The following is a 26,994-nucleotide window of genomic DNA, read 5'->3' as shown; positions in this document are numbered from 1 at the left end:
CATGGCACGCGAGGAGAACCGCCCCATCACCGACCTGGGCACGCTCAAGGCCCTGGCCCACCCGCTGCGGATGCAGCTGTACCGGGGGCTGTGCGTGGCCCGCACGGCGACCGCCTCGCAACTTGCCGACCAGGTCGGCGAGGCTGTCTCGCTGGTCAGCTATCACCTGCGGAAACTCGCCGAGCACGGACTCATCGAAGAGGCCGAACCGCAGCGCGCCGACGGCCGGGAGCGCTGGTGGCAGCCCTCCTCGGAGGGCGTGAGCATCCGGGACAAGGACTTCCGGGACGCACCCGAGCGGGCGGCCGCGCACCTGGCGGCCACCCGGCTCTTCCACGAGCAGCGCGCCGACATGTACCGCCGCTATCTCGACGAGCGGCCGACCTGGGGCCCCGAGTGGAACTCCGCAGCCCCCGACAGCGAGTCCCTGCTGCGGCTGACCCCCGCCGAGCTGGACGGGCTCCGTCAGGAGCTGGAGGCGCTCGCCAGGAAGTACGAGGCGAAGGGCCGGGCCGCCGAAGCCGCCGGCGACACCGAAGGGCGCGAGAGTGTCGCGCTGCATGTGTACGGGTTTCCGTTCCGCGTCTGAGAGAGGCCGCCTCCGTGACCGTCACCGCGCCCGTCATACCCGAGCAGCACGCCGAACGCCCCGCCCACCGCGACGGCAACGTTCTGCGCTGGCTCGCCGCCTACACCTCCTCGATGGTCGGCGACAGCGTCTACTACATCGCCCTGTCCTGGGCCGCCGTCCAGGCCGGTACGCCCGCGCAGGCCGGTGTCGTGATGTCGGTCAGCGCGCTGCCGCGAGCCGTGCTGATGCTGGGCGGCGGAGTGATCGCCGACCGGCTCGGGCCGCGCAGGGTCGCCATAGGCAGCGACGCGGTGCGCTGCGTGGCCGTGCTCGCGGTGGCCGGGCTGCTGTTCCTCACCAGCCCGGGCCTGTGGCCCCTGGCCCTGCTCGCGCTCGTCTTCGGCACCGTCGACGCCGTGTTCATGCCCGCCGTGGGCGCCCTCCCCGCGCGCGTGACCGGTCGAGGTCAGCTCGCGCGCGTGCAGGGCATGCGAAGCCTCGCGATCAGGTTCGCGAGCGTCGTCGGTGCCCCGCTCGGCGGTCTCGGTGTGGCGGTGGGCGGCGCGGCGGCCGCGTTCGCGCTCGCCGGACTGCTGATCGCCGTGTCGGTGCCGCTGCTGGTCTCCGTGCGCGTCCGGGAGCTCCCCCCTGACGACAACGCGGCCGACAAGGTCACCGCCCCGCCCGAGCGAAGCCGAGAGTGGGGGAGCGACCTGGTCGCCGGACTGCGCTACATCCGCCGCCACCGCGTCCTCGCCCCGCTGATGCTGGCCATCGCCCTCGGCGACCTCGGCTTTGTCGGCCCCCTCAACGTCGGCCTGACCCTGCTGGCCGACGAACGCGGCTGGGGCGCCACCGGGATGGGCTGGGTGCTCGCCGGGTTCGGCGGCGGCGCGGGCGCCGCGTCGCTGCTGCTGACCGTGCGGGGGCGCCTGCCGCACGCCGGACAGGTCGCCGCGTACGCGATCCTCGCGGGATCCGTCGCGATCGGCACCCTCGCCTACGCCCCGGGTGTCGTCGCGGCCACCGGCACGGCCCTGCTCATCGGGCTGCTGACGGGGCTCAGCGGGGTGGTGTGCGGCGCCCTGCTGCAGACCCAGGCCGACCCCGCCTACCTGGGCCGGGTCACCGCCGTCGCCGGCCTGGTCAGCCTCGGCTTCGCCCCGTTGAGCATGCCGCTGTCGGCGGCCGCCATCGGAGTCTGGGGCACCGGGCCGGTGTTCGTCGTCAGCGCGGCGGTCTGCGGGCTCGGTGGGGTCGTCGTCCTGTGCGTCCGGGATCTGCGCCGGGCCGAGCTGCCCGGCTGAGCGGCGGCCCTCAGATGCCGAGTTGCTTCGACTCCTGCAGCTTGGTGATCGCGTCCTGGTCGCCGTCCACGTCCACGTCGGCGGCGCTCTGGCGGCCGTAGACGAACAGCAGCAGTTCCGACGGCTCGCCGGTCACCGTGACGACCGGCGTGCCGCGGTGGGCGACGGCGGTCTGGCCGTCGGGGCGGCGCAGCACCAGGCCCGTGGGAGCCTTGCGGCCCATCAGGCGGGCGGTGCGTTCCAGACGGGACCACAGGGCGTCCTGGAAGACCGGGTCGAGCTCGCGGCCCGTCCAGTCCGGCTGGGCGCGGCGGACGTCCTCGGTGTGGACGTAGAACTCGACCGTGTTCGACATCTCGTCGATCTGCTTGAGCTGGAAGGGGGAGAAGCGCGGCGGGCCGGTGCGGATGAGCTGGATCAGCTCCTCGTACGGCTTCGCCGTGAACTCCTCCATCGCCTTCTCCAAGCGGGGCGCGAGCTGCTTGATCAGCATGCCCCCGGCGGCGTCGGGGCGGCGCTCGCGCACGACCACGTGCGCGGCCAGATCGCGGGTCTGCCAGCCCTCGCACAGGGTGGGGGCATCCGGACCTGCGGTCTCCAAGAGGTCGGCGAGAAGGAGCCGTTCACGCTTGGCAAAGGTCGACATGCAGTCAGCCTACGACCGGGTAGCGGGTCCGGACAGTGGACGCCGCCCGGACTTGTCGGTGCCGCGCGGCACAATGGCCCCATGACCAGCTCGCCTCCGCCCAGCAGCCTCGCCCCCGAGATCGCCGCGCGCCTCAAGCGCAGCGCCGACGGGCTCCTGCCCGCCATCGCCCAGCAGTACGACACCGGAGAGGTACTGATGCTCGGCTGGATGGACGACGAGGCACTGCACCGCACGCTCACGACCGGCCGCTGCACCTACTGGTCACGCAGCCGCCGGGAGTACTGGGTCAAGGGCGACACCTCCGGCCACGTCCAGTGGGTGAAGTCCGTCGCCCTCGACTGCGACGCCGACACCCTGCTGGTCAAGGTCGACCAGGTCGGCGCCGCCTGCCACACCGGGGCCCGCACCTGCTTCGACGCCGACGTGCTGCTGAAGGAAGCGGAACTCGGCGTACCGGCGCGCTCGGAACTCCAGGATCAGTAGGGTCGGCCGCCATGGATCTCGAGACCTTCCGCAAGCTGGCCACCGACCGCCGCGTCATCCCCGTCACCCGCAAACTCCTCGCCGACGGCGACACCCCGGTCGCGCTCTACCGCAAGCTCGCCGCCGAGCGCCCCGGCACCTTTCTCCTGGAGTCCGCGGAGAACGGCCGCGCCTGGTCCCGCTATTCCTTCATCGGCGTGCGTTCCGCCGCCACCCTCACCGAGCGCGACGGTCAGACCCACTGGCTCGGCACCCCGCCGGTCGGCGTCCCGGCCGAGGGCGATCCGCTCGCCACCCTGCGCGCCACGATCGAGGCCCTGCACACCCCGCACCAGGACGGCATGCCGCCCTTCACCGGAGGCATGGTCGGCTACCTCGGGTACGACATCGTGCGCCGCCTGGAGAAGATCGGCCCCGGCGAGCGGGACGACCTGAAACTGCCCGAGCTGACCATGCTCCTGACCAGCGACCTCGCGGTGATGGACCACTGGGAGGGCTCGGTCCTGCTGATCGCCAACGCGATCAACCACAACGCCCTCGACACGGGCGTGGACGAGGCGTACGAGGACGCCGTGGCCCGCCTGGACGCCATGGAGGCGGACCTGTCACGCGCGGTCGCCCAGCCCCCGGCCGCGCTCCCGCCCTCCGAACTGCCCGAGTACAGCGCGCTGTGGGGCGGCCCCGACTTCCAGGAGGCCGTCGAGGACATCAAGGAGCGCATCCGGGCCGGCGAGGCGTTCCAGGTCGTCCCCTCACAGCGGTTCGAGACACCGTGCACGGCGAGCGCGCTGGACGTGTACCGGGTACTGAGGGCGACCAACCCGTCGCCGTACATGTACCTGCTCCGCTTCGAGGGCTTCGACGTCGTCGGCTCGTCCCCCGAGGCGCTGGTCAAGGTCGAGGACGGGCAGGCCATGGTCCACCCCATCGCCGGCACCCGGCACCGCGGCGCCACCCCGCAGGAGGACCAGGCCCTCGCCGACGAACTGCTCGCCGACCCCAAGGAGCGCGCCGAGCACCTGATGCTCGTCGACCTCGGCCGCAACGACCTCGGGCGGGTCTGCGAGCCCGGCTCGGTGGAGGTCGTCGACTTCATGTCCATCGAGCGGTACTCGCACGTCATGCACATCGTCTCGACGGTGACCGGACGCGTCACGGCCGACCGCACCGCCTTCGACGTGCTCACGGCCTGCTTCCCGGCCGGCACCCTCTCCGGGGCGCCCAAGCCGCGCGCCATGCAGATCATCGACGAACTCGAGCCGTCCCGCCGGGGCCTGTACGGCGGCTGTGTCGGCTACCTCGACTTCGCCGGCGACTCCGACACCGCCATCGCCATCCGTACGGCCCTGCTGCGCGACGGCACGGCCTACGTCCAGGCCGGCGCGGGCATCGTCGCCGACTCCGACCCGGTCGCCGAGGACACCGAGTGCCGCAACAAGGCGGCGGCGGTACTGCGCGCGGTGCACACGGCGAACCGGCTGGGCCGGCAGGACGCGAACACTCCGGCGCAATGGGGCGCTTCTCACTGAACCCCGGGTGACGGTTCGCCCGCGGTTCAGGCGATAGTTGGGTACGTGACTGCTGTTCCTCACCCCCGTTCCGAAGCCGCGGGTTCCGCCCGGGCCGGCCGTATGAGTCTCGCCGTGGCACTGCTGGCCGGTGCGCTCGGCGCGGCCGTGGCGTTGCTGGCGACCCGGCAGCAATGGTCGGAGGGCACCGCCACGGTGGCCGGCGGCCCCTTCCCGCTGACCGCCAAGGGCAGCGAGGTCACGGGCGTCCCCGCGGCCCTCGCCATAGTGGGCCTCGCCGCGCTCGTCGCCGTCTTCGCCGTCCGCCGCGCCGGTCGCCTCGCCGTGTCCGCGCTCCTCACGCTGTGCGGCGTCGGCACCGTCGCCGCGGCCCTGTCCGGCGCCTCCGACAGCTCCGCACTGGACGAGAAGGCCGCGCAGGCCTCCGGCGACACGGCCGCCACCGTGGAAGCGCTCACCCACACCGCGTGGCCGTACGCCGCGGCCGTGGGCGGCGCCCTGATCCTCCTCGCCGGGCTGCTCGCCCTGCGCTACGGCCGGCTGTGGCCCGCGATGTCCGGCCGCTACGAGCGCAGCGGCGCCCCCCGTCCACGCCGTACGGCCCCCGTCGTCGACCCCGACCGGCCCGAGGACGTGTGGAAGGCGCTCGACCGGGGCGAGGACCCGACCGGCACCGAACCGGCGTAGCGGGCGGGCCCCGGCCACCGGTCCCGATGTGGCGAAACAGACGTCCCGGCGGGGCGACCCCCGCGCACGTCACCCGCGCGCGTACGGGACAATGGGCGACAGACATCAGGCTCACACACCCACACCGCAACGAGGAGCAAGTAATGGCGGGCAGCAGCCACGGTCACGGACACACCCCGGCCGCCTGGACCGGTTCCATCATCATCGTCATCGGTTTCTGCGTCGCGGGCGTCTTCATGGTGGGGGACAACCCGCTCGGCTTCTGGGGCGGCATGGCGATCGTGGCGCTGGGCGGTGTCATCGGCGCGATCATGAGTGCGATGGGCCTCGGCCAGCCGAAGGCGAAGCCCCTCAGGATGGTCCAGTCCGCGACGACGGCGACGGCGGCGCCCAGGGCGACGCGCGAGCCGGTGGCCGCCGAGAGCTGAGCCCGTACGGCTGTCCCGTGCGACCTCGTCGAGGGGCGGCCCGGCATTCCCGCCGGGCCGCCCCTGACGCGTGTTCGGGGCCCGCGCGGGGCACAATGCGAGGCGTGAACGCCGACAGCCGGCGCATGCCGACGCCCTCCGCACCCGTATTCGGGCGCCTCGCCGCGCCCGCAGGAGTCCTGGCGGCCGTCGCCGGGGCGTTCGCGTACGTGGGGGCCGTGGACCCCAACGAGCCCGGTCACTACCCCGTCTGCCCGCTCCTGCAGTACACCGGCCTCTACTGCCCCGGCTGCGGGGGCCTGCGCAGCGCGCACGCCGTCGTGCACGGGGACATCGCGGCGGCGCTCCAGGCCAACGCCCTGGCCGTGGCCGGCTGTCTGCTCTTCGCCCTGGTGTGGACCCTCTGGACGGTCCGGGCGGCGCGGGGCCGTCCCCTGCGGATCGATCTCCGACCGGCGCAGGCGTGGACCGCGGGAGCCCTGCTGCTGGTCTTCACGGTTGTCCGGAACCTGCCCTTCGGCGGCTGGCTGCACCCTTGATCGACGGGTAAACGTCCAGGTAGTGGGACCGCCGTCAACCGGATGCGAGGACTACGCCTTCCTCCGGATACCATCGCAGTGACCACCGGTTTCGCCTTCGGTACCGCCTCCGGCTCGGCTGATGAGGCAGCCGCGGGCAGAGGCCCAAGCGCTTTATCAGTCAACCGTCTGGAAGGGGGCCGCTCGCGTGAGTGTGCTCGACGAGATCATCGACGGAGTGCGGGCCGACCTCGCGGAACGGCAGGCGCGCGTGAGCCTCGACGAGCTCAAGGAGCGCGCGGCGAAGGCGCCCGCCGCCAAGGACGGTCTGGCCGCCCTGCGCGGCGACGGCGTCAAGGTGATCTGCGAGGTCAAGCGCTCCAGCCCCTCCAAGGGTGCGCTGGCGGCGATCGCCGACCCGGCCGGCCTCGCGGCGGACTACGAGGCGGGCGGCGCGGCCGTCATCTCCGTCCTCACCGAACAGCGCCGCTTCGGCGGCTCCCTGGCGGACCTGGAGGCGGTCCGCGCGCGCGTGGACATCCCCGTCCTGCGCAAGGACTTCATCGTCACCTCCTACCAGCTGTGGGAGGCCCGGGCCTACGGCGCCGACCTCGCGCTGCTGATCGTCGCGGCCCTCGACCAGCCCGCGCTGGAGTCCCTCATCGAGCGGGCGGTGTCCATCGGGCTCACGCCGCTCGTCGAGGTGCACGACGAGGACGAGGTCGACCGCGCGGTGGACGCCGGCGCCAAGCTCATCGGCGTCAACGCGCGCAACCTGAAGACGCTGGAGGTCGACCGCGGCACGTTCGAGCGGCTCGCCCCGGACATCCCGGCCGGCATCGTCAAGGTGGCCGAGTCCGGCGTCCGCGGCCCGCACGACCTCATCGCCTACGCCAACGCCGGCGCCGACGCGGTCCTGGTCGGCGAGTCCCTGGTCACCGGCCGCGACCCCAAGACGGCCGTCTCCGACCTGGTGGCGGCCGGCGAGCACCCCGCACTGCGGCACGGCCGAGGCTGATCTCCCGCTAAACTTGGGCCCGATGACTCTCCCGATCACCCTGGCGACGAGGGACCCGTACGCCCGCCTTGCGCGCGGCTGCCGTCCCCGTGGCTGCCGCGCGCCCGCGCGCAGGGTGCACGGACGCCGGGTGCGTTACGTGATCGGTGACGAGCCGGGGCAAGTCAACGGCATGCGATGGCAGCAGCCGACCTGAGGGGCGCGGGGAACTGCGCGACCAGCCACAACGGGCCCGCAGCCAACTGACAATCCCTGCCCCCACGGCGATCAGTGCACACAACACACTCACCGTGAGGTTTCCGCATGCCCAGCGACTTCTTCATCCCCGACCCGGAGGGTCAAACCCCCAGCGCCGAAGGCTACTTCGGCGCGTTCGGCGGCAAGTTCATCCCGGAGGCCCTCGTCGCCGCCGTGGACGAGGTGGCCGTCGAGTACGACAAGGCGAAGGCCGACCCCGAGTTCGCCCGCGAGCTCGACGACCTGCTCGTCAACTACACGGGCCGCCCGTCGGCGCTCACCGAGGTCCCTCGTTTTGCCGCGGAAGCGGGTGGTGCCCGGGTGTTCCTCAAGCGCGAGGACCTCAACCACACCGGCTCCCACAAGATCAACAACGTGCTCGGGCAGGCCCTGCTGACCAAGCGCATGGGCAAGACCCGCGTCATCGCCGAGACCGGCGCCGGCCAGCACGGCGTGGCGACGGCGACGGCCTGCGCGCTGTTCGGGCTCGAGTGCACCATCTACATGGGTGAGATCGACACCCGCCGCCAGGCCCTCAACGTGGCCCGGATGCGCATGCTCGGCGCCGAGGTCATCGCCGTGAAGTCCGGCAGCCGGACGCTCAAGGACGCCATCAACGAGGCGTTCCGCGACTGGGTCGCCAACGTCGACCACACCCACTACCTGTTCGGCACCGTCGCCGGGCCCCACCCCTTCCCGGCCATGGTCCGCGACTTCCACCGCGTCATCGGTGTGGAGGCCCGACGCCAGCTCCTGGAGCGGGCCGGCCGGCTCCCCGACGCCGCCATCGCCTGCGTCGGCGGCGGATCCAACGCCATCGGCCTCTTCCACGCCTTCATCCCGGACACCGACGTCCGCCTCATCGGCTGCGAGCCCGCCGGACACGGCGTCGAGACCGGCGAACACGCGGCCACCCTGACCGCGGGAGAGCCCGGCATCCTGCACGGTTCACGGTCGTACGTCCTCCAGGACGACGAGGGCCAGATCACCGAGCCGTACTCGATCTCGGCCGGACTGGACTACCCCGGTATCGGCCCCGAGCACTCCTACCTCAAGGACACCGGCCGCGCCGAGTACCGCGCCGTCACCGACGACGCGGCGATGCAGGCGCTGCGCCTGCTGTCGCAGACCGAGGGGATCATCCCGGCGATCGAGAGCGCCCACGCGCTGGCCGGTGCCCTGGAGGTCGGCAGGGAGCTGGGCAAGGACGGGCTGATCGTGGTCAACCTGTCCGGGCGCGGCGACAAGGACATGGACACGGCCGCCCGTTACTTCGGCCTGTACGACACCGACGCCGAGGTCGCCGCCGATGCCAACGGTGGTGCCGCCGAGATCCAGGGGGACGCCAAGTGAGCGGCAACATCCAGCTGTTGACGGACACCCTCGCCGCCGTCAGGGCCGAGGGCCGCTCCGCCCTCATCGCCTACCTCCCGGCCGGCTTCCCGACCGTGGACGGCGGCATCGAGGCGGTCAGGGCCGTCCTCGACGGCGGCGCCGACATCGTGGAGGTCGGTCTGCCGCACAGCGACCCCGTCCTCGACGGCCCCGTCATCCAGACCGCCGACGACATCGCCCTGCGCGGCGGGGTCAGAATCGCCGACGTGATGCGGACGGTCCGCGAGGCCTACGAGGCCACCGGCAAGCCGATCCTCGTCATGACGTACTGGAACCCCATCGACCGCTACGGCGTCGAGCGCTTCACCGCCGAGCTCGCCGAGGCGGGCGGGGCCGGATGCATCCTGCCCGACCTGCCCGTGCAGGAGTCGGCGCTGTGGCGGGAGCACGCCGAGAAGCACGGCCTCGCGACGGTCTTCGTCGTGGCGCCCAGCAGCAAGGACAAGCGGCTCGCCGAGATCACCAGGGCGGGCAGCGGCTTCGTCTACGCCGCCTCCCTGATGGGCGTCACCGGCACCCGGGAGACCGTGGGCGCGCAGGCCCAGGACCTGGTGCAGCGCACCCGCGCCACCACCGACCTGCCCGTCTGCGTCGGCCTCGGCGTCTCCAACGCCGCCCAGGCCGCCGAGGTCGCCGGCTTCGCCGACGGCGTGATCGTCGGCTCCGCCTTCGTCAAGCGGATGCTGGACGCCCCGGACCACGCGGCCGCCATCGAGGCCGTCCGCGCGCTCGCGGGTGAGCTGGCCAAGGGCGTACGCGGACAGGTGCTTACGGAAAGCTGACAGGCGTAACAGAAAATCGGTCACTCGAACGAGTGGACCTGGGGCCGGGGAGGCGCGGTGCGCCTCCCCGGTTCGTTCTGCGGGGTGTGAGCGAGAAGAACCGTGACGGAAAGCGCGCCGCCCGGGAGCGGCTGGCGGTCGAGCGTGAGAAGCAGAAGGCCGCGGAGAAGCGAAGGCGGACGCTGATCGTGGGCGCGGCAGTCGTCTGCGTCCTGGGCCTTGCGGCGGTGATCGGCGTGGTCGCCGCGAACGCCGGCAAGGACGAAGGCGACGACAGCGCGGGCCCGGTCGTGGCCCCCTCGGGGGCGAACGGCGACGACAATCTCGTCATCCCGGTCGGCCGGGAGGACGCGAAGTCGACGCTCACGATCTGGGAGGACTTCCGCTGCCCGGCCTGCAAGTCCTTCGAGACGACGTACCGCTCGACGATCCACGAACTGACGGATGCCGGACAGCTGAGAGCGGAGTACCGGCTGGCCACGATCATCGACGGCAACATGGGCGGCAGCGGCTCCCGCAACGCGGCCAACGCCGCGGCCTGCGCCCAGGACGTCGGCAAGTTCGTCGCGTACCACGACGTGCTGTACGACAACCAGCCGCCGGAGACCGACGACGCCTTCGGGGACAACGCCAGGCTCATCGAGCTGGCCGGCAAGGTGCAGGGCCTGAACACCCCCGCCTTCCGCAGGTGTGTCGAGAACGGCACCCACAACAGCTGGGTCGACAAGTCCGCCGAGGCCTTCGGCAAGGGCGGCTTCTCGGGCACACCGACCGTGCTGCTCAACGGCAAGAACATCTTCGAGGACCAGTCGATGACGCCCGCGAAGCTGAAGCAGCAGGTGCAGGAGGCCGCGCAGGGGTGAGACGCGGGCCGCTGCTCGTTATGGAGCCGTAGCCGGGCCGCCCGCCGTCGGGCGTGTCCGGCAGGGTAGCGTCGACCCTGCCATGGAACTTGCCTACATTCCCAGCCCGTCGCGCGGAGTGCTGTACCTCGGCCCCATTCCGCTGCGCGGCTACGCGTTCTGCATCATCATCGGTGTCTTCGTGGCCGTGTGGCTCGGCAACAGGCGCTGGATCGCCCGCGGCGGACGGCCCGGAACGGTTGCCGACATCGCGGTCTGGGCCGTTCCGTTCGGCCTGATCGGCGGCCGGCTCTACCACGTGGTCACGGACTACCAGCTGTACTTCAGCGAGGGCCGTGACTGGGTGGACGCCTTCAAGATCTGGGAGGGCGGCCTGGGCATCTGGGGTGCGATCGCATTCGGTGCGCTGGGCGCATGGATCGGCTGCCGCCGTCGCGGTATCCCGCTGCCCGCGTACGCCGACGCCGTCGCCCCCGGTATCGCCCTCGCGCAGGCGATCGGGCGCTGGGGCAACTGGTTCAACCAGGAGCTGTACGGGCGGGAGACCGACCTCCCCTGGGCGGTGCACATCACGTCCACGGCGGACGGCCGGGTGCCGGGCTACTACCACCCGACGTTCCTGTACGAGTCCCTGTGGTGCATCGGCGTCACGGTGCTGGTGATCTGGGCCGACCGCCGCTTCAAGCTGGGCCACGGCCGCGCGTTCGCCCTGTACGTCGCCTCGTACTGCGCCGGCCGCTTCTGGATCGAGTACATGCGCGTCGACGACGCCCACCACATCCTGGGCCTGCGGCTGAACAACTGGACCGCGCTGCTGGTGTTCCTGCTCGCCGTGGTCTACATCGTGCTGTCGGCCAGGAAGCGGCCGGGCCGGGAGGCCGTGGTGGAGCCGGCTGCCGCCGGCGATGAGCCCGAGGACGGGGCCCAGGCGGACGCCAAGTCCGAGACTGACGCGAAGTCCGAGACTGACGCGGAGTCCGGGGCCGATGCGAAGTCCGAGGTCGAGAACGGGACCGGGTCCATGAAGAAGACGTGACGACCGGTCGTACGTCTCATACGTCGATGAGGGCGCTCGGAGTTTTCCGGGCGCCCTCGTTCGTGCCGAGGACCGGAACTCAGTGGCGATGGGCCAGGGACAGGGTTCGGTTCGCCGCTGTGACGACCGCCGCGTCGATGAACGTTCCGTCGGGCAGGGCCTGCGCGCCCCGGTTGGTGGCCGCTGCTTTGACGATGGTTTCGGCTTTCTCGATCTCCTCCTGTGTCGGGAGGTAGGCCCGCTCGATGACCGGAAGCTGGCGCGGGTGGATGGCGGCGCGGCCCAGGAAGCCCAGGGCCCGGCCGTGGGCGCAGCTCGCCGCCAGGCCGTCGAGGTCGCGGATGTCGGGGTGGACGGACTGGGACGGGGGCGGCAGGCCCGCCGCGCGTGCGGCGACGACGACGCGGGAGCGGGACCAGTCCAGGCCGCTGTCGGCGCGTACGCCCAGGTCGGCTTTGAGGTCCGCCTCGCCCAGGGCGATACCGCGCAGGGACGGGTGCGCGCGGGCGACGGCGTGGGCGTGCTCGATGCCCAGCGCCGTTTCCAGGAGGGCGTACAGGGGCGGTGCCGCGTCGGCGGCCGTGGAGTCGGCCACCTGCACGACCTGCCGGGCCGACGTCACCTTCGGCAGGCGCAGGCCCGACAACCCCGGGAGCGCGGCCACCGTTTTCAGGTCGGCCGCCGCCAGAGGAGTGCCCACGGCGTTCACACGGACGTGCACCGGCACCGGCTGGGCCTCGGAGAGAAGCTCCGCGGTGGCCGCGCGGGCGTAGTCCTTGCGGTCCGGGGCGACCGCGTCCTCCAGGTCGATCACGACGACATCGGCGCCACAGGCGAGGGCCTTCGTGACGATGCGCGGGCGGTCACCGGGGACGTACAGCCAGGTCAGCGGGATCACAGCGCGCCCTCCGTGCGCAGCGCCGTCAACTCGGCCGGGGTCAGGCCCAGTTCGGTGAGGACCGCGTCCGTGTCCGCGCCGTGCGGGCGGCCCGCCCAGTGGATCGCGCCGGGGGTGGCGGAGAGACGGAAGAGGACGTTCTGCATGCGCAGCGGGCCCAGATCGGGGTCGTCGACCGTGGTGATCGTGCCGAGGGCCGCGTACTGCGGGTCCGTCATCACGTCGCGTACGTCCTGGACCGGTGCCACCGCCGCTTCCGCCTTCTCGAAGGCGGCCAGGACCTCGGTCCGGGTGCGCTGTGCGATCCAGTCGCCCACCGCCTTGTCGAGGACGTCGCAGTGGTGGGCCCGTCCGTCGCCCGTGGCGAACCATGGTTCGTCGATCAGGTCGGGGCGGCCGACCAGGCGCATCACGCGCTCCGCCACCGACTGGGCCGAGGTCGAGACGGCGACCCAGGTGCCGTCGGCGGTGCGGTAGGTGTTGCGCGGAGCGTTGTTCTGGGAGCGGTTGCCGGTGCGGGGCTGGACATGGCCGAGCTGGTCGTACCAGGTCGGCTGGGGGCCCAGCACCGTCAGGATCGGTTCGATGATCGCCATGTCGACGACCTGGCCCTCGCCGGTGCGGTCGCGGGCGGCGAGGGCGGTCAGCACCGCGTACGCCGTCGCCAGGCCCGCGATCGAGTCGGCCAGGCCGAAGGGCGGGAGGGTCGGCGGCGCGTCCGGTTCGCCGGTGATCGCGGCGAAGCCGCTCATCGCCTCGGCGAGGGTGCCGAAGCCGGGGCGGTGCGCGTACGGGCCGAACTGGCCGAAGCCGGTGACGCGGGTGAGTACCAGGCGGGGGTTGGCGTCCGACAGTTCCGGCCAGCCCAGGTCCCACTTCTCCAGGGTGCCGGGGCGGAAGTTCTCGATGACGACGTCCGCGGTGGCGGCGAGGCGGAGAAGGGTGGCGCGGCCGCCGGACTTGGAGAGGTCGAGGGTGATGGTGCGCTTGTTGCGGCCGAGGATTTTCCACCACAGTCCGATGTCGTCCTTGGCCGGGCCGTGGCCTCGGGAGGGGTCGGGCCTGGTGGGGTGCTCGATCTTGACGACCTCCGCGCCGAAGTCGCCGAGCATGGTGGCGGCGAGGGGACCGGCGAAGAGGGTGGCCATGTCGAGGACGCGGAGACCGGTCAGGGGTGGGGTGCTCATGGGGGTCATGGGCGGAGGGCCTCCAGGTGGGTCAGGTGGGCCAGGGTGTCGAAGCCGGTGCCGTTGAAGTCGCCGACGGAGGTGGACAGGCGGTTCTTCAGCGGGCTGGTCCAGCGGTCGGGGAGGGCGGTGGGGGTGCCGGCGAGGAGTGCGGCGATGCTGCCGGCCGTCGCGCCGTTCGAGTCGGTGTCCCAACCACCGGACACCGCACGGCAGATGGAGCCCGTGAAGTCGCCGTCCGCGTGGGTGAGGGCGGCGGCGATCAGGGCGGTGTTGGGGATGGCGTGAACCCAGTGGTGGTCGGCGTGGCGGGCGTGGAGTTCGTCCACGACCGTGTCGAAGTCCTCGTGGGATTCGGCCAGGTGGATGGCGTGGTGGACGGCGTCGGCCAGGCGGGAGTGCGGGGGGACGACGGAGAGGCCGGTGCGCAGGCTGGTGTGGATGTCCGTGGTGCCGGTGACCGCGGTGGCGATGGTGGCGGCGGTGAACATCGCCGCGTAGACGCCGTTGGCGGTGTGGGTGAGGGTGGCGTCCCGGTGGGCCTGTTCGGCAGCGGCGGCCGGGTCGCCGGGGTTGGTCCAGCCGTGGATGTCGGCGCGGATCAGGGCGCCGATCCATTCGCGGAAGGGGTTGCGGTGGCGGGCGGTGTGCGGGGGTTCGATGCCGGTGAGGAGGTTGCGGTAGGCGATGCGTTCGGCGGTGAAGGTGCGGCCGGCGGGGAGTTCGTCGAGCCAGAGGGCGGCCACGTCCGTGGTGGTGAAGTTTCTGCCGTGGCGTTGGAGCAGGAGGAGGTTGAGGAGGGGGTAGTTGAGGTCGTCGTCCTCGGGCATGCCGTCGATGTTCTCGGCGAGGGAGGTGTGGGCCGAGCGGCGGTTCCAGGGGTAGGTCGACAGGAGCTCGGAGGGGGCTCCCTGGGCGGTGAAGTAGGTGGTGAGGGGCCAGTTGCCGGTTGCCTGGGCCAGTTGGCGGATGGCGGTGAGGGGGAGTTTTTCTACCGGTTTGCCGAGGAGGCAGCCGGTGGCTCTGCCGAGCCAGGCGGCTTCCAGGGCGACCTGGGTGGGGGCTGAGGTCGGGGGGGTTGCGCAGCCCGGCGTTAGCGGGGTGCCTCCCCCAGAGGGGGGACCCCCAGCGCCCACCCGTGCCGCCCCAGGCGGCACGAATGCCCGCGGCTGGACGGCATGTGCGGGCCAGTTCGGGCACAGGGCCTTGATCTTTGGCAGGTCCGTTGGTTCGGTTTCTGTCAGGCTGCTCGGCAGGTCCGCCAGTTCGTCCAGGAGGTCCTCTGCCAGCTGGCGCAGGTAGCGTGATGCCGGTTGTGGGGAGGCGCCCGCTCGGAGGGGGGCCTTCGGGCCGCCTGCCGCCTCCCAGCGCTTCGCGATCGTCGTCGGTTCGCGGCCGTCCTGGTGTGCCTGGCGGATCTCGTGGCCGATCAGGTCCTCCGGTTGGACCCAGGTCAGTCGGAGCATGTGGTGCCTCCCAGCGCAGTGAACATCTGCTCGTGGGTACGGCGCCGGCGTACGTCCCGTTTGAAGATCTCCCGGGTGACTTCGGTCAGAGTGCGGGCCGGTTCCCAGAGGTCGAGGCGGCTGGCCTCGGCGACCGTCTTCGACCAGTCCTCCGGGACCGGTGAGCCCAGGGCGCCGGCCAGCGCGCCGGCCATCGTGGCGATCGAGTCGCAGTCGCGGCCGTAGTTCACCGAACCCAGGACCGCCTGCCGGTAGTCGCCGCCCGACACGACCAACATGCCCAGGGCGACGGGCAGTTCCTCGATCGCGTGGAGGCGCGAGGGGCGGCGGGCGCCCAGGGACGGGGCGCGGTAGTCGGGGCCCACGGTGTCGTACGGGGCCACCGCATCGCGCAGCGGTGTCAGGGCCGACTCGAAGTCCCTGTGATGGGACGCCACTTCGCAGACCTGCTCGATCGCCGCCCGTGTGCCGTCCTTCGCCAGCTCCAGGCACGTGGTCACCACCGAGTCCGGCGTCGCCCCCGGTGCGCACGCCGCGGCCACCGCCGCCGCGAAGACGCCCGCCGCCTCGCGGCCGTACGACGACTGGTGGGCGCCCGCGACGTCCAGCGCTTCGGCGTAGGCGCCCGCCGGGTCGGCCGCGTTGACCAGGCCGACCGGGGCCATGTACATCGCGGCACCGCAGTTGACGATGTTGCCGACGCCCGCCTCCCGCGGGTCCACATGGCCGTAGTGGAGCCTCGCCACCAGCCACTTCTCCGCCAGGAAGATCCGGTGCAGGGGGAGTGCCTCCGCCTCCAGCTCCGGGATCCAGCGCGGGGTCGTCATCAGGTCGGGGACCAGGTGGTCGGCGATCGCGTAGGCGTCGAGGTGGTCGCGGACCTGCGCGTAGACCCGTACCAGCGCGTGCGTCAGCAGGGTGTCGTCGGTGACGTGGCCGTCGCCCTTGTGGTACGGGGCGATGGGGCGGGCGATGCGCCAGTCGGCGCCGTTCCAGGGGCCGACGATGCCGTGCACGCGGCCGCCGTGGCGTTCGACGATCCGGTCGGGGGAGTAGCCCTCGACGGGGCCGCCGAGGGCGTCGCCGACGGCCGCGCCGACCAGGGCGCCGGCGATCCGGTCGTCGAGAGAATGCGGACTGTGCGCTCGGCTTTCTTCTCCTTTGGGCGTCATGCCCCGAATCATCCTCCCGGTGGGGCCGGTTGTGCGGCTTCCAGGAGTTCGGCGAGTTCCACCAGGTCGGTGCCGTTGAGGCGGGGGAGGACACAGCCGGGCAGGGTGCGGCAGGTGTCGCGCCAGGACGCCGGGATCGCCGCGCCGCCGCCCAGCGCGCCGGTCAGGGCGCCCGCCAGGGCCGGGGCCGAGTCCGCGACCCGGGACAGACAGGCCGCCGCGGGCACCGCATCCCGGATGCGGCCGGCGGAGGCGGTGGCGAGGGCGAGGGCGACCGGGACCGTCTCGGCGGCGGCGATGCCGTAGCTGTAGACGTGGTCGACGATCTGGTGTTCCAGGAGGGGGACCAGGGCGAAGGCGCTCTCGGCGTCCGCCGCCAGCTTCAGCGCGTGGCGGGTGTTGCGGCCGATCTCCGTCTCCTCGGGCAGTTCGGCGAGCGCGGCGCTCACGCACGCGGCCGGGTCCGCACCGGCCAGGGCGAGTGCCACCGCGGCGGCCATCGCGCGGGCACCGTGCACACCGTCGCCGTCCTGGGTGTAGCGGGCGTCGAACTCGGCGAGGGAGGCGGCGAGTACGGGGTCGCCGGGGTGGGCCACGGCGAGGACGCAGGCCCGGACGCAGGCCGCGTCGTCGAAGTAGTGCGGGTTGTCGTGGCCGGTGGCGGGCGGGCGCAGGCCGGCGGCGAGGTTGCCGAGGCCGGCCCGGACGGAGATACGGGCGCGCAGCGGCAGTACGGCGGACTCGATCTCGGGGGCGCGTTCGGCGGCCGCCGCCACTTCGCTCGCGACGGCGCTCCAGGTCAGGTCGATGGCGGCGCGTATCCGGCGGTCCCGGCTGAGATCACCGAGGGTGCTGTCGTCGCCGGCCCGCAGTACCGCCTCCGCCGCGAACACCGCCCACTCCGCGTCGTCGGAGGGGCCGAGGCGGAGGGGCTCCGGGGGCTGGTTGAGGGCGATGGGGACGGGGAGGGTGGTGGTCGCATTGTGCTCGGCGAAGGTGTCCAGCTCGCGGGTGAGGCGCCGGGTCCACTCGGGCATCCGGGCGGCCCGGTGCCGGGCGGCCGGCCAGCCGGCGGCGTCACCGGCGGCGAGGCCCAGCAGCATCCCCTCGACCCGGCGGCTCACGGCCGCACCTCGTCCTTGTCGGCGGCGAGGACGTAGGTGGCGGGGTCGGAGGGCGGGGCGGCGTCGGCGCGCAGGGGGGCGGTGTCCCGTACGGGATCGGGGTCTTTCGCGGGATCGCCGTGCGGTACGGGGTCCCCGTTCCCCCCGACGTCCGCCTCTGGAGGCGTCAGCAGATCCGCCACGTCCAGCACGTGGTGGCCCGCCATCGACGGCAGACAGGTGCCCCGGGCCGGGCCGATGGCCGCCGCCCACTCGGCCGGGACGGCGCCGGCGCCCTGCGTCGCACCGGCCAGGGCGCCGGCGACCGCGGCGGTGGTGTCGGCGTCGCGCCCCATGTTGACGGCGGTGAGGACGGCCCCCTTGAAGTCGCCGTCGGCCGCCGCGTACGCGCCGAAGGCCAGGGCGACCGCCTCGGGCGCGAGGTCGGTCCAGGGGTAGCCGCCGATCACGACGGCGGAGCGGACCGCACGTTCGCCGCGGTGGGCGACGGCCACGGCCCGGCGCAGTGAGCGGGCCGTCCAGGAGTCGTCCGGGACGACGGCCAGGGCCGCGGCCACGACGGCGACCGTCGGGGCGCCCGCCATCGCCGCCGCGACCCCGGCCGCGACCGCCTGCCCGCCGTAGATGCCCTCGCCGTCATGGCTGACCGAGCCGTCGATCGCGACCAGCCGGGCCGCCTCGGCGGGGCGGCCCGCGGCGAACACCCCGAAGGGTGCCGCCCGCATGGCGAGGCCGTCGCTCCAGGCGTGCCGGTGCTGGGCGGAGATGGGCGCGGCGAGGCCGCGGCGGAGGTTCTCCAGTGTGCCGCGTTCGCTGAAGCCAGCGCCGCGGAAGGGCCCCTCGGCGCGGTCGGCGATCCAGGCGTGCCAGGCCGCCTCGGCATGGGCGGGGGTGAGGGCGGAGCCGTGCCGGGCGAGCAGCAGGCCGGAGAAGATCGCGTACTCGGTGTCGTCCGTGCCCGACGGCTGGTCGGCGACGTAACCGGTGATGCGGCCCCAGCGGGCGCAGATCTCGGAGGGCTTCAGGTTCTCCGCGGGTGCGCCGAGGGCGTCGCCGACGGCGAGGCCGAGCAGGGCGCCGCGGGCCCGGTCGCGGAGTCCGGCGGTGTCCTCGCGGGCCGGGACCGAGGGAATGCAGGCGATCGATGCCATCGCGGCCTCCTCTCTTTGCGGATCTGTCCCCGGTGCGGTGTGCGGCGCAGCCTCATGGGCCTCAGCGTCACCCGGTCGACATCTGAGCGGGACTTCGAACGGATGAGCAAGAAACGGTAAAACCGCAGGTTAGCCCAGCCTTTCCTTGCTGGCAGGCGGGAAATTCGCGACGTAGCCTGGGCGTTGTCGAAAAGTAGATCTCGTCCAAGCTGACTTTCCAGGGGGAACTGGTATGGCCATCATCGAGACAGAGGCGGCGCTGCACGAGGCGCACCGCGACAACCACACGCACCGGGACGTCAACGGCGGCTGGCTGCGCCCCGCCGTCTTCGGCGCGATGGACGGCCTGGTCTCCAACCTCGCCCTGATGACCGGCGTCGCGGGCGGCGCGGTGAGTCAGCAGACCATCGTCCTGACCGGACTCGCGGGCCTCGCTGCCGGCGCCTTCTCGATGGCCGCCGGTGAGTACACCTCCGTCGCCTCGCAGCGCGAGCTCGTCGAGGCCGAACTGGACGTGGAGCGGCGCGAGCTGCGCAAGCACCCGAAGGACGAGGAGGCCGAGCTCGCGGCGCTCTACGAGGCGAGAGGTGTCCAGCCGGGGCTGGCCCGGGAGGTCGCCCGGCAGTTGTCGAAGGATCCTGAGCAGGCGCTGGAGATCCACGCCCGCGAGGAGCTCGGCATCGATCCCGGCGACCTGCCGTCGCCGCTGGTCGCCGCCGTGTCGAGCTTCGGCTCCTTCGCGCTGGGCGCCCTGCTCCCCGTACTGCCGTATCTGCTGGGAGCGACCGCGCTGTGGCCCGCCGTGCTGCTCGCGCTGTTCGGGCTCTTCGGGTGCGGTGCCGTAGTGGCCAAGGTGACCGCGCGGACCTGGTGGTACAGCGGGCTCAGGCAGCTCGCCCTGGGGGGCGCGGCGGCCGGTGTGACGTACGCCCTGGGCAGCTTGTTCGGAACGGCCGTAGGATAAGGCGGCTCGGACTTATGCGTTGGGCCGCATAAGTAGCCGTTACTCGCTGGTTTCGAACGCTTAACCGCGGGGCATGAGCCGTAAGCGCTGTGGGCAATGAGGCCTGCGGCGCACCCTCGGGGTGGCGACGCTGCTTCCCTGATCTTCCGGGCCGTCGGACACCGATCTGTCCGCTTCGGTCCCCATACCTCCGCCGCCTGTGCGCGGTACCCCGCCGCCACCGCGGCGTCCGCATGTTGGAACGGTGTATCCGGTTCCCGGGAACCGCTCCATCATGTAACCTGCACGAAATTTTGATCTCATCGCAGATCTCACGCAGAGGGCCAGCGTCGTCCCTCGGCACCTTTCCCCCAGAGCCGAAGGCCTGGGAGGACCTCAAGCCACATGACGACGACGGGAGAGCCGATGCGTACGCCGCGCCAGCCGTCCCAGCAGTCCACGAATGGCCAGAAGTGGTCGTTCATGGATGCTCGCCCTGCTGCGCAGGGTATGTACGACCCCCGCAACGAGCACGACGCCTGTGGCGTCGGCTTTGTGGCCACCCTCACCGGCGAGGCGAGCCATGCGCTGGTCGAGCAGGCGCTCACGGTTCTGCGCAACCTCGAGCACCGCGGGGCCACCGGCTCCGAGCCGGACTCCGGAGACGGCGCCGGCATCCTCGCGCAGGTGCCCGACGGCTTCCTCCGCGAGGTGGCCGGCTTCCAGCTGCCCGAGGCCGGCGCCTACGCCGTAGGCATCGCCTTCCTGCCGGAGGACGGGACCGACGACGCCGTCTCACAGATCGAGACGATCGCCGCCGACGAGGGCCTGACCGTCCTCGGCTGGCGCGAGGTCCCCGTCGCCCCCGAACTGCTCGGTGCCACCGCCCGTTCGACGATGCCCGCCTTCCGGCAGATCTTCGTCAGCGACGGCGTCTCGGAGGGCATCGCGCTCGACCGCAAGGCCTTCGTGCTGCGCAAGCGCGCCGAGCGCGAGGCCGGCGTCTACTTCCCGTCGCTGTCGGCGCGGACCATCGTCTACAAGGGCATGCTGACCACCGGCCAGCTGGAGCCCTTCTTCCCGGACCTGTCCGACCGCCGGTTCGCCTCCGCGATCGCGCTCGTGCACTCCCGGTTCTCGACGAACACGTTCCCGTCGTGGCCGCTGGCCCACCCGTACCGCTTCGTCGCGCACAACGGTGAGATCAACACCGTCAAGGGCAACCGCAACTGGATGCGGGCCCGCGAGTCCCAGCTGTACTCCGAGCTGTTCGGCTCCCCGGAGAAGCTGGAGCGGGTCTTCCCGATCTGCACGCCCGACGCCTCCGACTCGGCGTCCTTCGACGAGGTCCTCGAACTGCTGCACCTCGGCGGACGTTCGCTTCCGCACTCGGTGCTGATGATGATCCCGGAGGCGTGGGAGAACCACGACTCCATGGACCTGGCCCGGCGCGCCTTCTACGAGTACCACTCCACGATGATGGAGCCCTGGGACGGCCCGGCCTGCGTCACCTTCACCGACGGCACCCAGGTCGGCGCGGTTCTCGACCGCAACGGTCTGCGCCCGGGCCGCTACTGGGTCACCGACGACGGCCTCGTCGTCCTCGGCTCCGAGGTCGGCGTCCTCGACATCGACCCCGCCAAGGTCGTCCGCAAGGGCCGCCTGCAGCCGGGCCGCATGTTCCTCGTCGACACCGCCGAGCACCGCATCATCGAGGACGACGAGATCAAGGCCCAGCTCGCGGCGGAGCACCCGTACGCCGAGTGGCTGGAAGCCGGCGGGATCGAGCTCTCCGACCTGCCCGAGCGTGAGCACATCGTGCACACCCACGCCTCGGTCACCCGCCGCCAGCAGACCTTCGGCTACACCGAGGAGGAGCTGCGCGTCATCCTCGCCCCGATGGCCAAGGCCGGCGCCGAGCCGATCGGTTCGATGGGTACGGACTCGCCGATCGCGGCGCTCTCCGACCGCCCGCGGCTGCTGTTCGACTACTTCACCCAGCTGTTCGCGCAGGTCACCAACCCGCCGCTGGACGCGATCCGCGAGGAGCTGGTCACCTCCCTGCGCTCGTCGCTGGGCCCGCAGGGCAACCTGCTGGAGCCGACGGCCGCCTCCTGCCGTAGCGTCGTGCTGCCCTTCCCGGTGATCGACAACGACGAGCTGGCCAAGCTCATCCACATCAACGCCGACGGCGACATGCCCGGCATGAAGGCCGCGACCCTGTCCGGCCTGTACCGGGTCAGCGGCGGCGGCGACGCCCTCGCCGCGCGTATCGAGGAGATCTGCGCCGAGGCCGACGCCGCGATAGAGAACGGCGCCCGCCTGATCGTCCTCTCCGACCGGCACTCGGACGCCGAGCACGCGCCGATCCCGTCGCTGCTGCTCACCGCGGCCGTCCACCACCACCTCATCCGCACCAAGCAGCGCACCCAGGTGGGCCTGCTGGTCGAGGCCGGTGACGTCCGCGAGGTCCACCACGTCGCCCTGCTCATCGGCTACGGCGCCGCCGCGGTCAACCCGTACCTGGCCATGGAGTCCGTGGAGGACCTGGTCCGCGCGGGCACCTTCCTGCCCGGCACCGACCCCGAGAAGGCCATCCGCAACCTGATCTACGCCCTCGGCAAGGGCGTGCTGAAGGTCATGTCCAAGATGGGCATCTCCACCGTCGCCTCCTACCGCGGCGCCCAGGTCTTCGAGGCCGTCGGTCTCGACGAGGCCTTCGTGGAGAAGTACTTCAACGGCACCGCCACCAAGATCGGCGGCGTCGGCATCGACGTCATCGCCAAGGAGGTCGCCGCTCGCCACGCCAAGGCGTACCCCGCCTCGGGCATCGCCCCGGCGCACCGCGCGCTGGAGATCGGCGGCGAGTACCAGTGGCGCCGCGAGGGCGAGCCGCACCTGTTCGACCCGGAGACGGTCTTCCGCCTCCAGCACTCGACCCGTACGGGCCGCTACGACATCTTCAAGAAGTACACGGAGCGCGTGAACGAGCAGTCCGAGCGGCTGATGACGCTGCGCGGTCTGTTCGGTTTCAAGTCGGACCGGCAGCCGATCTCCATCGACGAGGTCGAGCCGGTCTCCGAGATCGTCAAGCGGTTCTCGACGGGCGCCATGTCGTACGGCTCCATCTCCAAGGAGGCGCACGAGACCCTCGCCATCGCCATGAACCAGCTGGGCGGCAAGTCCAACACCGGTGAGGGCGGCGAGGACCCGGAGCGGCTGTACGACCCCGCTCGCCGGTCGTCGATCAAGCAGGTGGCGTCGGGCCGTTTCGGTGTGACCTCCGAGTACCTGGTCAACTCCGACGACATCCAGATCAAGATGGCCCAGGGCGCCAAGCCCGGCGAGGGCGGCCAGCTGCCCGGCCACAAGGTGTACCCGTGGGTGGCGAAGACCCGGCACTCGACGCCGGGTGTGGGGCTCATCTCCCCGCCGCCGCACCACGACATCTACTCCATCGAGGACCTGGCCCAGCTGATCCACGACCTGAAGAACGCGAACCCGCAGGCGCGGATTCACGTGAAGCTGGTCTCGGAGGTCGGCGTCGGCACGGTCGCCGCCGGTGTGTCCAAGGCGCACGCGGACGTGGTGCTCATCTCCGGTCACGACGGTGGTACGGGTGCCTCGCCGCTGACGTCGCTGAAGCACGCGGGCGGCCCCTGGGAGCTCGGCCTCGCCGAGACCCAGCAGACGCTGCTGCTCAACGGTCTGCGCGACCGCATCGTCGTCCAGACCGACGGCCAGCTGAAGACCGGCCGTGACGTCGTCATCGCCGCGCTGCTCGGCGCCGAGGAGTTCGGTTTCGCGACCGCGCCGCTCGTCGTCTCCGGCTGCGTCATGATGCGCGTCTGCCACCTGGACACCTGCCCGGTCGGCATCGCCACCCAGAACCCGACCCTGCGCGAGCGCTTCGCCGGCAAGGCCGAGTACGTCGTGAACTTCTTCCAGTACATCGCCGAAGAGGTCCGCGAGATCCTCGCCGAGCTGGGCTTCCGCTCCATCGAGGAGGCCGTCGGCCACGCCGAGGCCCTCGACGTCACGCGGGCCGTCGACCACTGGAAGGCGCAGGGCCTGGACCTGGCTCCGCTGTTCCACGTGCCCGAGCTGCCCGAGGGTGCGGTGCGCCACCAGCTGATCGAGCAGGACCACGGCCTGGAGAAGGCGCTCGACAACGAGCTGATCAAGCTCGCCGCCGACGCGCTCGCCGTGGACTCGGTGAACGACGCCCAGCCGGTCCGCGCCCAGGTCGCCATCCGCAACATCAACCGCACGGTCGGCACCATGCTCGGCCACGAGGTGACGAAGAAGTTCGGCGGCGCAGGTCTGCCCGACGACACCATCGACATCACCTTCACCGGGTCCGCGGGCCAGTCGTTCGGCGCCTTCGTCCCGCGCGGTGTCACACTGCGCCTGGAGGGCGACGCCAACGACTACGTCGGCAAGGGCCTGTCCGGTGGCCGGATCATCGTCCGCCCGGACCGGGGCGCCGACCATCTCGCCGAGTACAGCGTCATCGCGGGCAACACCCTCGCGTACGGCGCGACCGGCGGCGAGATGTTCCTGCGCGGCAAGGTCGGCGAGCGCTTCTGCGTCCGCAACTCCGGCGCGCTGGTCGTCTCCGAGGGCGTGGGCGACCACGGCTGCGAGTACATGACCGGCGGTCACGCGGTGGTGCTCGGCGAGACGGGCCGCAACTTCGCGGCCGGTATGTCCGGCGGTATCGCGTACGTCATCGACCTCGACCGCGACAACGTCAACGTCGGCAACGTGGAGTCGGTCGAGGCGCTCGACGACACCGACAAGCAGTGGCTGCACGACGTGGTGCGCCGGCACGCGGAGGAGACCGGTTCCACGGTCGCCGAGAAGCTGCTCGCGGAGTGGTCCGTGTCCGTGGAGCGCTTCAGCAAGATCATCCCCAGCACGTACAAGGCAGTGCTCGCCGCCAAGGACGCCGCCGAGCGAGCCGGTCTCTCCGAGTCCGAGATCACCGAGAAGATGATGGAGGCGGCGATCAATGGCTGACCCGAAGGGCTTTCTGAACCACGGCCGTGAGGTCGCCAGGTCCCGCCCCGTCGAGGAGCGCGTCAGGGACTGGAACGAGGTCTACGTCCCCGGCTCGCTGCTGCCGATCATCAGCAAGCAGGCCAGCCGGTGCATGGACTGCGGCATCCCGTTCTGCCACAACGGCTGTCCGCTGGGGAACCTGATCCCCGAGTGGAACGACTACGCCTACCGCGAGGACTGGGCGGCCGCCTCCGAGCGCCTGCACGCCACGAACAACTTCCCGGAGTTCACGGGCCGCCTGTGCCCGGCTCCCTGCGAGTCGGCGTGTGTGCTCGGCATCAACCAGCCGGCCGTCACCATCAAGAACGTCGAGGTCTCGATCATCGACAAGGCGTGGGAGACCGGTGACGTCGCGCCGCAGATCCCCGAGCGCCTGTCCGGCAAGACGGTCGCGGTCATCGGCTCGGGCCCGGCGGGCCTGGCCGCCGCCCAGCAGCTCACCCGGGCCGGCCACACGGTCGCCGTCTACGAGCGCGCGGACCGCATCGGAGGCCTCCTCCGGTACGGCATCCCCGAGTTCAAGATGGAGAAGCGGCACATCAACCGCCGTATCGAGCAGATGCGCGCGGAGGGCACCCGCTTCCGCACCGGCATCGAGATCGGCCGCGACCTGAAGGCCACGGACCTGAGGAAGCGCTACGACGCGGTCGTCATCGCCGCCGGTGCCACCACGGCGCGTGACCTCCCGGTCCCCGGCCGCGAGCTCAAGGGCATCTACCAGGCGATGGAGTACCTGCCCCTGGCCAACAAGGTCCAGGAGGGCGACTACGTCGCCCCGCCGATCTCGGCCGAGGGCAAGCACGTCGTCGTCATCGGCGGCGGCGACACGGGCGCCGACTGCGTGGGCACCGCCCACCGTCAGGGCGCGGCCTCCGTGACGCAGCTGGAGATCATGCCGCGTCCGAACGAGGAGCGGAACCCGGTCGCCCAGCCGTGGCCGACCTTCCCGATGCTCTACAAGGTCACCTCGGCGCACGAGGAGGGCGGTGAGCGGGTCTACTCCGTCTCCACCACCCACTTCGAGGGCGACGAGGACGGCAACGTCCAGTGGCTGCACCTCACCGAGGTGGAGTTCATCGACGGCAAGCTGACCTCGAAGCCGGGCACGGAGCGCAAGATCCCCGCCCAGCTGGTCACACTCGCCATGGGCTTCACCGGCACCGACCGGGAGAACGGGCTGGTCGACCAGTTCGGCCTGGAGCTCGACGCGCGCGGCAACATCGCCCGCGACGCCGACTTCCAGACGAACGTGCCGGGCGTGTTCGTCGCCGGTGACGCCGGCCGCGGCCAGTCGCTCATCGTGTGGGCGATCGCGGAGGGCCGCTCGGCCGCCCGTGGCTGCGACCGTTTCCTGACCGGCGCCAGCGACCTGCCGGCGCCGATCCGTCCGACGGACCGTGCGCTGATGGTCTGACGGTTCCGGAGAACGACACCTCAAAAAGACGTCCCGTACAAAGGCGTACGGAACACAGACGGCGCCTGCCTCTTGTCCCCGACCGGACGACTGGGCAGGCGCCGTCGCCTTTTTCTCACGTCAGGGCGGTGGCCTTCCCGACCGCCAGGACCGCCAGCAGCACCAGCAGCGCCACACACGCCCCCGCCTGCACCAGCGACCGCCGTTCCCGCGGCGCGTACGCATAGGCGAGCGTCACCAGCGCCCCCGCCAGCAGCCCGCCCAGGTGCGCCTCCCAGGAGGTGAAGGCCGCGGAGATCACCAGCCACAGCAGCAGGCCCGCCATGAAACGGTTGACGGCGTTCATGTCGTAGCCGAGGCGGCGGGACATCACGTAGTACGCGGCGCCCAGGCCGAAGATCGCGCCGGACGCGCCGACGGTGGGGGCCTGGGGGGCGAGCAGCAGGACGAGGACCGAGCCGCCGAGCGCCGACAGCAGGTAGAGGGCGAGGTAGCGGACCCGGCCGAGCTGATGCTCCACCGTCCGGCCGAGGTTCCACAGCACCGCCATGTTCATCACGATGTGCAGGATCCCGAACGTGCCCTCGGTGGGCGGCAGATGCAGGAACGCGCCGGTCAGCAGGCGCCACCACTCCCCGTCGACGAGGCCCTCGGCCGCGAAGCCCGGCGGGTACACCTCCTGCCACACGTAGTGCCCACCGTCCGGCCCGGCCAGCCCGGCACCCAGCATCCCGAACCGGTCCACGATCTCCGGGCGCACCAACTCGCCCAGGTAGGCGAGGACGTTGAGTGCGATCAGGACGTACGTCACCACTGGCACGGCCGTGATCCGGCCGCCGAAGGCCGTGCGCGCCTGACGTACCGAGCGCGTCCCCTCCTTCACACACTCCGGGCAGTGGAAGCCGACGGCCGCCTCCCGCATGCAGTCGGGACAGATGTACCGGTCGCAGCGGGTGCAGCGGACGTGGCACTCGACCTCGGGATGGCGATAGCAGGTGGTGACGGCGGACTCGGGTTCCACAGCCGGCTCCTCTTGGGGGTGAACGGACGGCGAGCCGGCGGGGCGGCGGCG

24 protein-coding genes are annotated in these 26,994 nt (G+C 71.8%); 16 read left to right on the top strand and 8 right to left on the bottom strand.

Going from position 1 to position 26,994, the window contains the following annotated elements:
• The first annotated feature begins 1 nt into the window (after nucleotide 1).
• Both ACFV7R_RS01550 and ACFV7R_RS01545 read left to right on the top strand, forming a co-directional pair.
• Nucleotides 2–589 (top strand): ArsR/SmtB family transcription factor, encoded by a 588-nt coding sequence (locus ACFV7R_RS01550; protein ID WP_385258594.1) that lies wholly within the window; start codon nucleotides 2–4, stop codon nucleotides 587–589.
• 14 nt (nucleotides 590–603) lie between these two features.
• Complete coding sequence (locus ACFV7R_RS01545; protein ID WP_385258591.1) at nucleotides 604–1,878, top strand: MFS transporter; 1,275 nt, start codon at nucleotides 604–606, stop codon at nucleotides 1,876–1,878.
• A gap of 10 nt (nucleotides 1,879–1,888) precedes the next feature.
• On the opposite strand, the gene ACFV7R_RS01540 is transcribed toward ACFV7R_RS01545, so the two are convergent.
• Nucleotides 1,889–2,524, bottom strand: coding sequence for a TIGR03085 family metal-binding protein (locus ACFV7R_RS01540; protein WP_385258588.1), 636 nt, complete (start codon nucleotides 2,522–2,524; stop codon nucleotides 1,889–1,891).
• 81 nt (nucleotides 2,525–2,605) lie between these two features.
• Here ACFV7R_RS01540 and hisI point away from each other — a divergent pair, with 81 nt between their 5' ends.
• The 11 genes from hisI (at nucleotide 2,606) to lgt (ending at nucleotide 11,503) form a co-directional block, all read left to right on the top strand.
• Nucleotides 2,606–3,010, top strand: a complete 405-nt coding sequence (hisI, locus tag ACFV7R_RS01535) for a phosphoribosyl-AMP cyclohydrolase (protein WP_385258586.1) — start codon at nucleotides 2,606–2,608, stop codon at nucleotides 3,008–3,010.
• Between the two features lie 11 nt (nucleotides 3,011–3,021).
• Nucleotides 3,022–4,539, top strand: a complete 1,518-nt coding sequence (locus ACFV7R_RS01530; protein WP_385258583.1) for an anthranilate synthase component I — start codon at nucleotides 3,022–3,024, stop codon at nucleotides 4,537–4,539.
• A gap of 45 nt (nucleotides 4,540–4,584) precedes the next feature.
• Nucleotides 4,585–5,226 (top strand): TIGR02234 family membrane protein, encoded by a 642-nt coding sequence (locus ACFV7R_RS01525; protein ID WP_385258580.1) that lies wholly within the window; start codon nucleotides 4,585–4,587, stop codon nucleotides 5,224–5,226.
• Between the two features lie 143 nt (nucleotides 5,227–5,369).
• Complete coding sequence (locus ACFV7R_RS01520) at nucleotides 5,370–5,654, top strand: HGxxPAAW family protein (RefSeq protein WP_385258578.1); 285 nt, start codon at nucleotides 5,370–5,372, stop codon at nucleotides 5,652–5,654.
• Nucleotides 5,655–5,749: 95 nt separating this feature from the next.
• Nucleotides 5,750–6,193 carry a DUF2752 domain-containing protein gene (locus ACFV7R_RS01515; RefSeq protein WP_385258574.1) on the top strand — a complete coding sequence of 148 codons (444 nt, stop codon included), beginning with the start codon at nucleotides 5,750–5,752 and terminating at the stop codon, nucleotides 6,191–6,193.
• Between the two features lie 187 nt (nucleotides 6,194–6,380).
• Nucleotides 6,381–7,190 carry an indole-3-glycerol phosphate synthase TrpC gene (trpC, locus tag ACFV7R_RS01510; protein ID WP_224739499.1) on the top strand — a complete coding sequence of 270 codons (810 nt, stop codon included), beginning with the start codon at nucleotides 6,381–6,383 and terminating at the stop codon, nucleotides 7,188–7,190.
• A gap of 22 nt (nucleotides 7,191–7,212) precedes the next feature.
• Entirely contained in the window at nucleotides 7,213–7,386 is a 174-nt protein-coding gene (trpM, locus tag ACFV7R_RS01505) for a tryptophan biosynthesis modulator TrpM (RefSeq protein WP_385258570.1), read from the top strand.
• A 107-nt stretch (nucleotides 7,387–7,493) separates the two neighbouring features.
• Entirely contained in the window at nucleotides 7,494–8,780 is a 1,287-nt protein-coding gene (gene trpB, locus ACFV7R_RS01500; protein WP_385258567.1) for a tryptophan synthase subunit beta, read from the top strand.
• The gene (gene trpA, locus ACFV7R_RS01495; RefSeq protein WP_385258565.1) at nucleotides 8,777–9,604 is read left to right on the top strand and encodes a tryptophan synthase subunit alpha; all 828 of its coding nucleotides are present in this window, start codon (nucleotides 8,777–8,779) and stop codon (nucleotides 9,602–9,604) included. Before trpB ends, trpA begins: the two co-directional genes overlap by 4 nt.
• A gap of 86 nt (nucleotides 9,605–9,690) precedes the next feature.
• The gene (locus tag ACFV7R_RS01490) at nucleotides 9,691–10,467 is read left to right on the top strand and encodes a thioredoxin domain-containing protein (protein WP_385258563.1); all 777 of its coding nucleotides are present in this window, start codon (nucleotides 9,691–9,693) and stop codon (nucleotides 10,465–10,467) included.
• Nucleotides 10,468–10,549: 82 nt separating this feature from the next.
• Nucleotides 10,550–11,503: a prolipoprotein diacylglyceryl transferase gene (gene lgt / locus ACFV7R_RS01485; RefSeq protein ID WP_385258561.1), complete on the top strand. Its 954-nt coding sequence runs from the start codon at nucleotides 10,550–10,552 to the stop codon at nucleotides 11,501–11,503.
• 79 nt (nucleotides 11,504–11,582) lie between these two features.
• On the opposite strand, the gene ACFV7R_RS01480 is transcribed toward lgt, so the two are convergent.
• The 6 genes from ACFV7R_RS01480 to ACFV7R_RS01455 are packed head-to-tail and all read right to left on the bottom strand — an operon-like array spanning nucleotide 11,583 to nucleotide 18,501.
• Nucleotides 11,583–12,401, bottom strand: a complete 819-nt coding sequence (locus ACFV7R_RS01480) for an HpcH/HpaI aldolase/citrate lyase family protein (RefSeq protein WP_385258559.1) — start codon at nucleotides 12,399–12,401, stop codon at nucleotides 11,583–11,585.
• Nucleotides 12,398–13,588, bottom strand: coding sequence for a CaiB/BaiF CoA transferase family protein (locus ACFV7R_RS01475; protein WP_385258556.1), 1,191 nt, complete (start codon nucleotides 13,586–13,588; stop codon nucleotides 12,398–12,400). Before ACFV7R_RS01475 ends, ACFV7R_RS01480 begins: the two co-directional genes overlap by 4 nt.
• Before the next feature lie 5 nt (nucleotides 13,589–13,593).
• Complete coding sequence (locus tag ACFV7R_RS01470) at nucleotides 13,594–15,054, bottom strand: ADP-ribosylglycohydrolase family protein (protein WP_385258554.1); 1,461 nt, start codon at nucleotides 15,052–15,054, stop codon at nucleotides 13,594–13,596.
• Nucleotides 15,042–16,226, bottom strand: a complete 1,185-nt coding sequence (locus ACFV7R_RS01465; protein WP_385258552.1) for an ADP-ribosylglycohydrolase family protein — start codon at nucleotides 16,224–16,226, stop codon at nucleotides 15,042–15,044. Before ACFV7R_RS01465 ends, ACFV7R_RS01470 begins: the two co-directional genes overlap by 13 nt.
• A gap of 8 nt (nucleotides 16,227–16,234) precedes the next feature.
• On the bottom strand, nucleotides 16,235–17,329 hold the full coding sequence (locus ACFV7R_RS01460) for an ADP-ribosylglycohydrolase family protein (protein ID WP_385258899.1): 1,095 nt from the start codon (nucleotides 17,327–17,329) through the stop codon (nucleotides 16,235–16,237).
• A 17-nt stretch (nucleotides 17,330–17,346) separates the two neighbouring features.
• The gene (locus ACFV7R_RS01455) at nucleotides 17,347–18,501 is read right to left on the bottom strand and encodes an ADP-ribosylglycohydrolase family protein (RefSeq protein WP_385258549.1); all 1,155 of its coding nucleotides are present in this window, start codon (nucleotides 18,499–18,501) and stop codon (nucleotides 17,347–17,349) included.
• Between the two features lie 232 nt (nucleotides 18,502–18,733).
• Between ACFV7R_RS01455 and ACFV7R_RS01450 the strand changes: the two genes are divergently transcribed.
• The 3 genes from ACFV7R_RS01450 to ACFV7R_RS01440 all read left to right on the top strand — a co-directional run bounded on the left by ACFV7R_RS01450 (nucleotide 18,734) and on the right by ACFV7R_RS01440 (nucleotide 25,922).
• Nucleotides 18,734–19,465: a VIT1/CCC1 transporter family protein gene (locus tag ACFV7R_RS01450; protein ID WP_385258547.1), complete on the top strand. Its 732-nt coding sequence runs from the start codon at nucleotides 18,734–18,736 to the stop codon at nucleotides 19,463–19,465.
• Nucleotides 19,466–19,870: 405 nt separating this feature from the next.
• Nucleotides 19,871–24,466, top strand: a complete 4,596-nt coding sequence (gene gltB / locus ACFV7R_RS01445) for a glutamate synthase large subunit (protein WP_385258897.1) — start codon at nucleotides 19,871–19,873, stop codon at nucleotides 24,464–24,466.
• Nucleotides 24,459–25,922: a glutamate synthase subunit beta gene (locus ACFV7R_RS01440; protein ID WP_385258544.1), complete on the top strand. Its 1,464-nt coding sequence runs from the start codon at nucleotides 24,459–24,461 to the stop codon at nucleotides 25,920–25,922. The genes gltB and ACFV7R_RS01440 overlap by 8 nt, the downstream gene beginning before the upstream one ends.
• Nucleotides 25,923–26,037: 115 nt before the next feature.
• Here ACFV7R_RS01440 and ACFV7R_RS01435 read toward each other — a convergent pair whose 3' ends face one another.
• Nucleotides 26,038–26,943, bottom strand: a complete 906-nt coding sequence (locus tag ACFV7R_RS01435) for a rhomboid family intramembrane serine protease (RefSeq protein ID WP_385258542.1) — start codon at nucleotides 26,941–26,943, stop codon at nucleotides 26,038–26,040.
• Between the last annotated feature and the right edge of the window lie 51 nt (nucleotides 26,944–26,994).

The sequence above is a fragment of the Streptomyces sp. NPDC059866 genome (assembly GCF_042731325.1).
Lineage (GTDB): Bacteria > Actinomycetota > Actinomycetes > Streptomycetales > Streptomycetaceae > Streptomyces > Streptomyces flavusporus.
The sequence above is the reverse complement of the archived record's forward strand: the minus strand, read 5'-3'. Positions and strand labels throughout refer to the sequence as shown.

Excerpts from the sequence above, each read along its gene's own strand:
- ACFV7R_RS01550 (WP_385258594.1), top strand. The coding sequence starts at position 2 with ATGGCACGCGAGGAGAACCGCCCCATCACCGACCTGGGCACGCTCAAG.
- ACFV7R_RS01540 (WP_385258588.1), bottom strand. The coding sequence starts at position 2,524 with ATGTCGACCTTTGCCAAGCGTGAACGGCTCCTTCTCGCCGACCTCTTG.
- hisI (WP_385258586.1), top strand. The coding sequence starts at position 2,606 with ATGACCAGCTCGCCTCCGCCCAGCAGCCTCGCCCCCGAGATCGCCGCG.
- ACFV7R_RS01530 (WP_385258583.1), top strand. The coding sequence starts at position 3,022 with ATGGATCTCGAGACCTTCCGCAAGCTGGCCACCGACCGCCGCGTCATC.
- ACFV7R_RS01520 (WP_385258578.1), top strand. The coding sequence starts at position 5,370 with ATGGCGGGCAGCAGCCACGGTCACGGACACACCCCGGCCGCCTGGACC.
- ACFV7R_RS01515 (WP_385258574.1), top strand. The coding sequence starts at position 5,750 with ATGCGAGGCGTGAACGCCGACAGCCGGCGCATGCCGACGCCCTCCGCA.
- trpM (WP_385258570.1), top strand. The coding sequence starts at position 7,213 with ATGACTCTCCCGATCACCCTGGCGACGAGGGACCCGTACGCCCGCCTT.
- trpB (WP_385258567.1), top strand. The coding sequence starts at position 7,494 with ATGCCCAGCGACTTCTTCATCCCCGACCCGGAGGGTCAAACCCCCAGC.
- lgt (WP_385258561.1), top strand. The coding sequence starts at position 10,550 with ATGGAACTTGCCTACATTCCCAGCCCGTCGCGCGGAGTGCTGTACCTC.
- ACFV7R_RS01475 (WP_385258556.1), bottom strand. The coding sequence starts at position 13,588 with ATGAGCACCCCACCCCTGACCGGTCTCCGCGTCCTCGACATGGCCACC.
- ACFV7R_RS01470 (WP_385258554.1), bottom strand. The coding sequence starts at position 15,054 with ATGCTCCGACTGACCTGGGTCCAACCGGAGGACCTGATCGGCCACGAG.
- ACFV7R_RS01465 (WP_385258552.1), bottom strand. The coding sequence starts at position 16,226 with ATGACGCCCAAAGGAGAAGAAAGCCGAGCGCACAGTCCGCATTCTCTC.
- ACFV7R_RS01460 (WP_385258899.1), bottom strand. The coding sequence starts at position 17,329 with ATGCTGCTGGGCCTCGCCGCCGGTGACGCCGCCGGCTGGCCGGCCGCC.
- ACFV7R_RS01455 (WP_385258549.1), bottom strand. The coding sequence starts at position 18,501 with ATGGCATCGATCGCCTGCATTCCCTCGGTCCCGGCCCGCGAGGACACC.
- ACFV7R_RS01450 (WP_385258547.1), top strand. The coding sequence starts at position 18,734 with ATGGCCATCATCGAGACAGAGGCGGCGCTGCACGAGGCGCACCGCGAC.
- gltB (WP_385258897.1), top strand. The coding sequence starts at position 19,871 with ATGCGTACGCCGCGCCAGCCGTCCCAGCAGTCCACGAATGGCCAGAAG.
- ACFV7R_RS01440 (WP_385258544.1), top strand. The coding sequence starts at position 24,459 with ATGGCTGACCCGAAGGGCTTTCTGAACCACGGCCGTGAGGTCGCCAGG.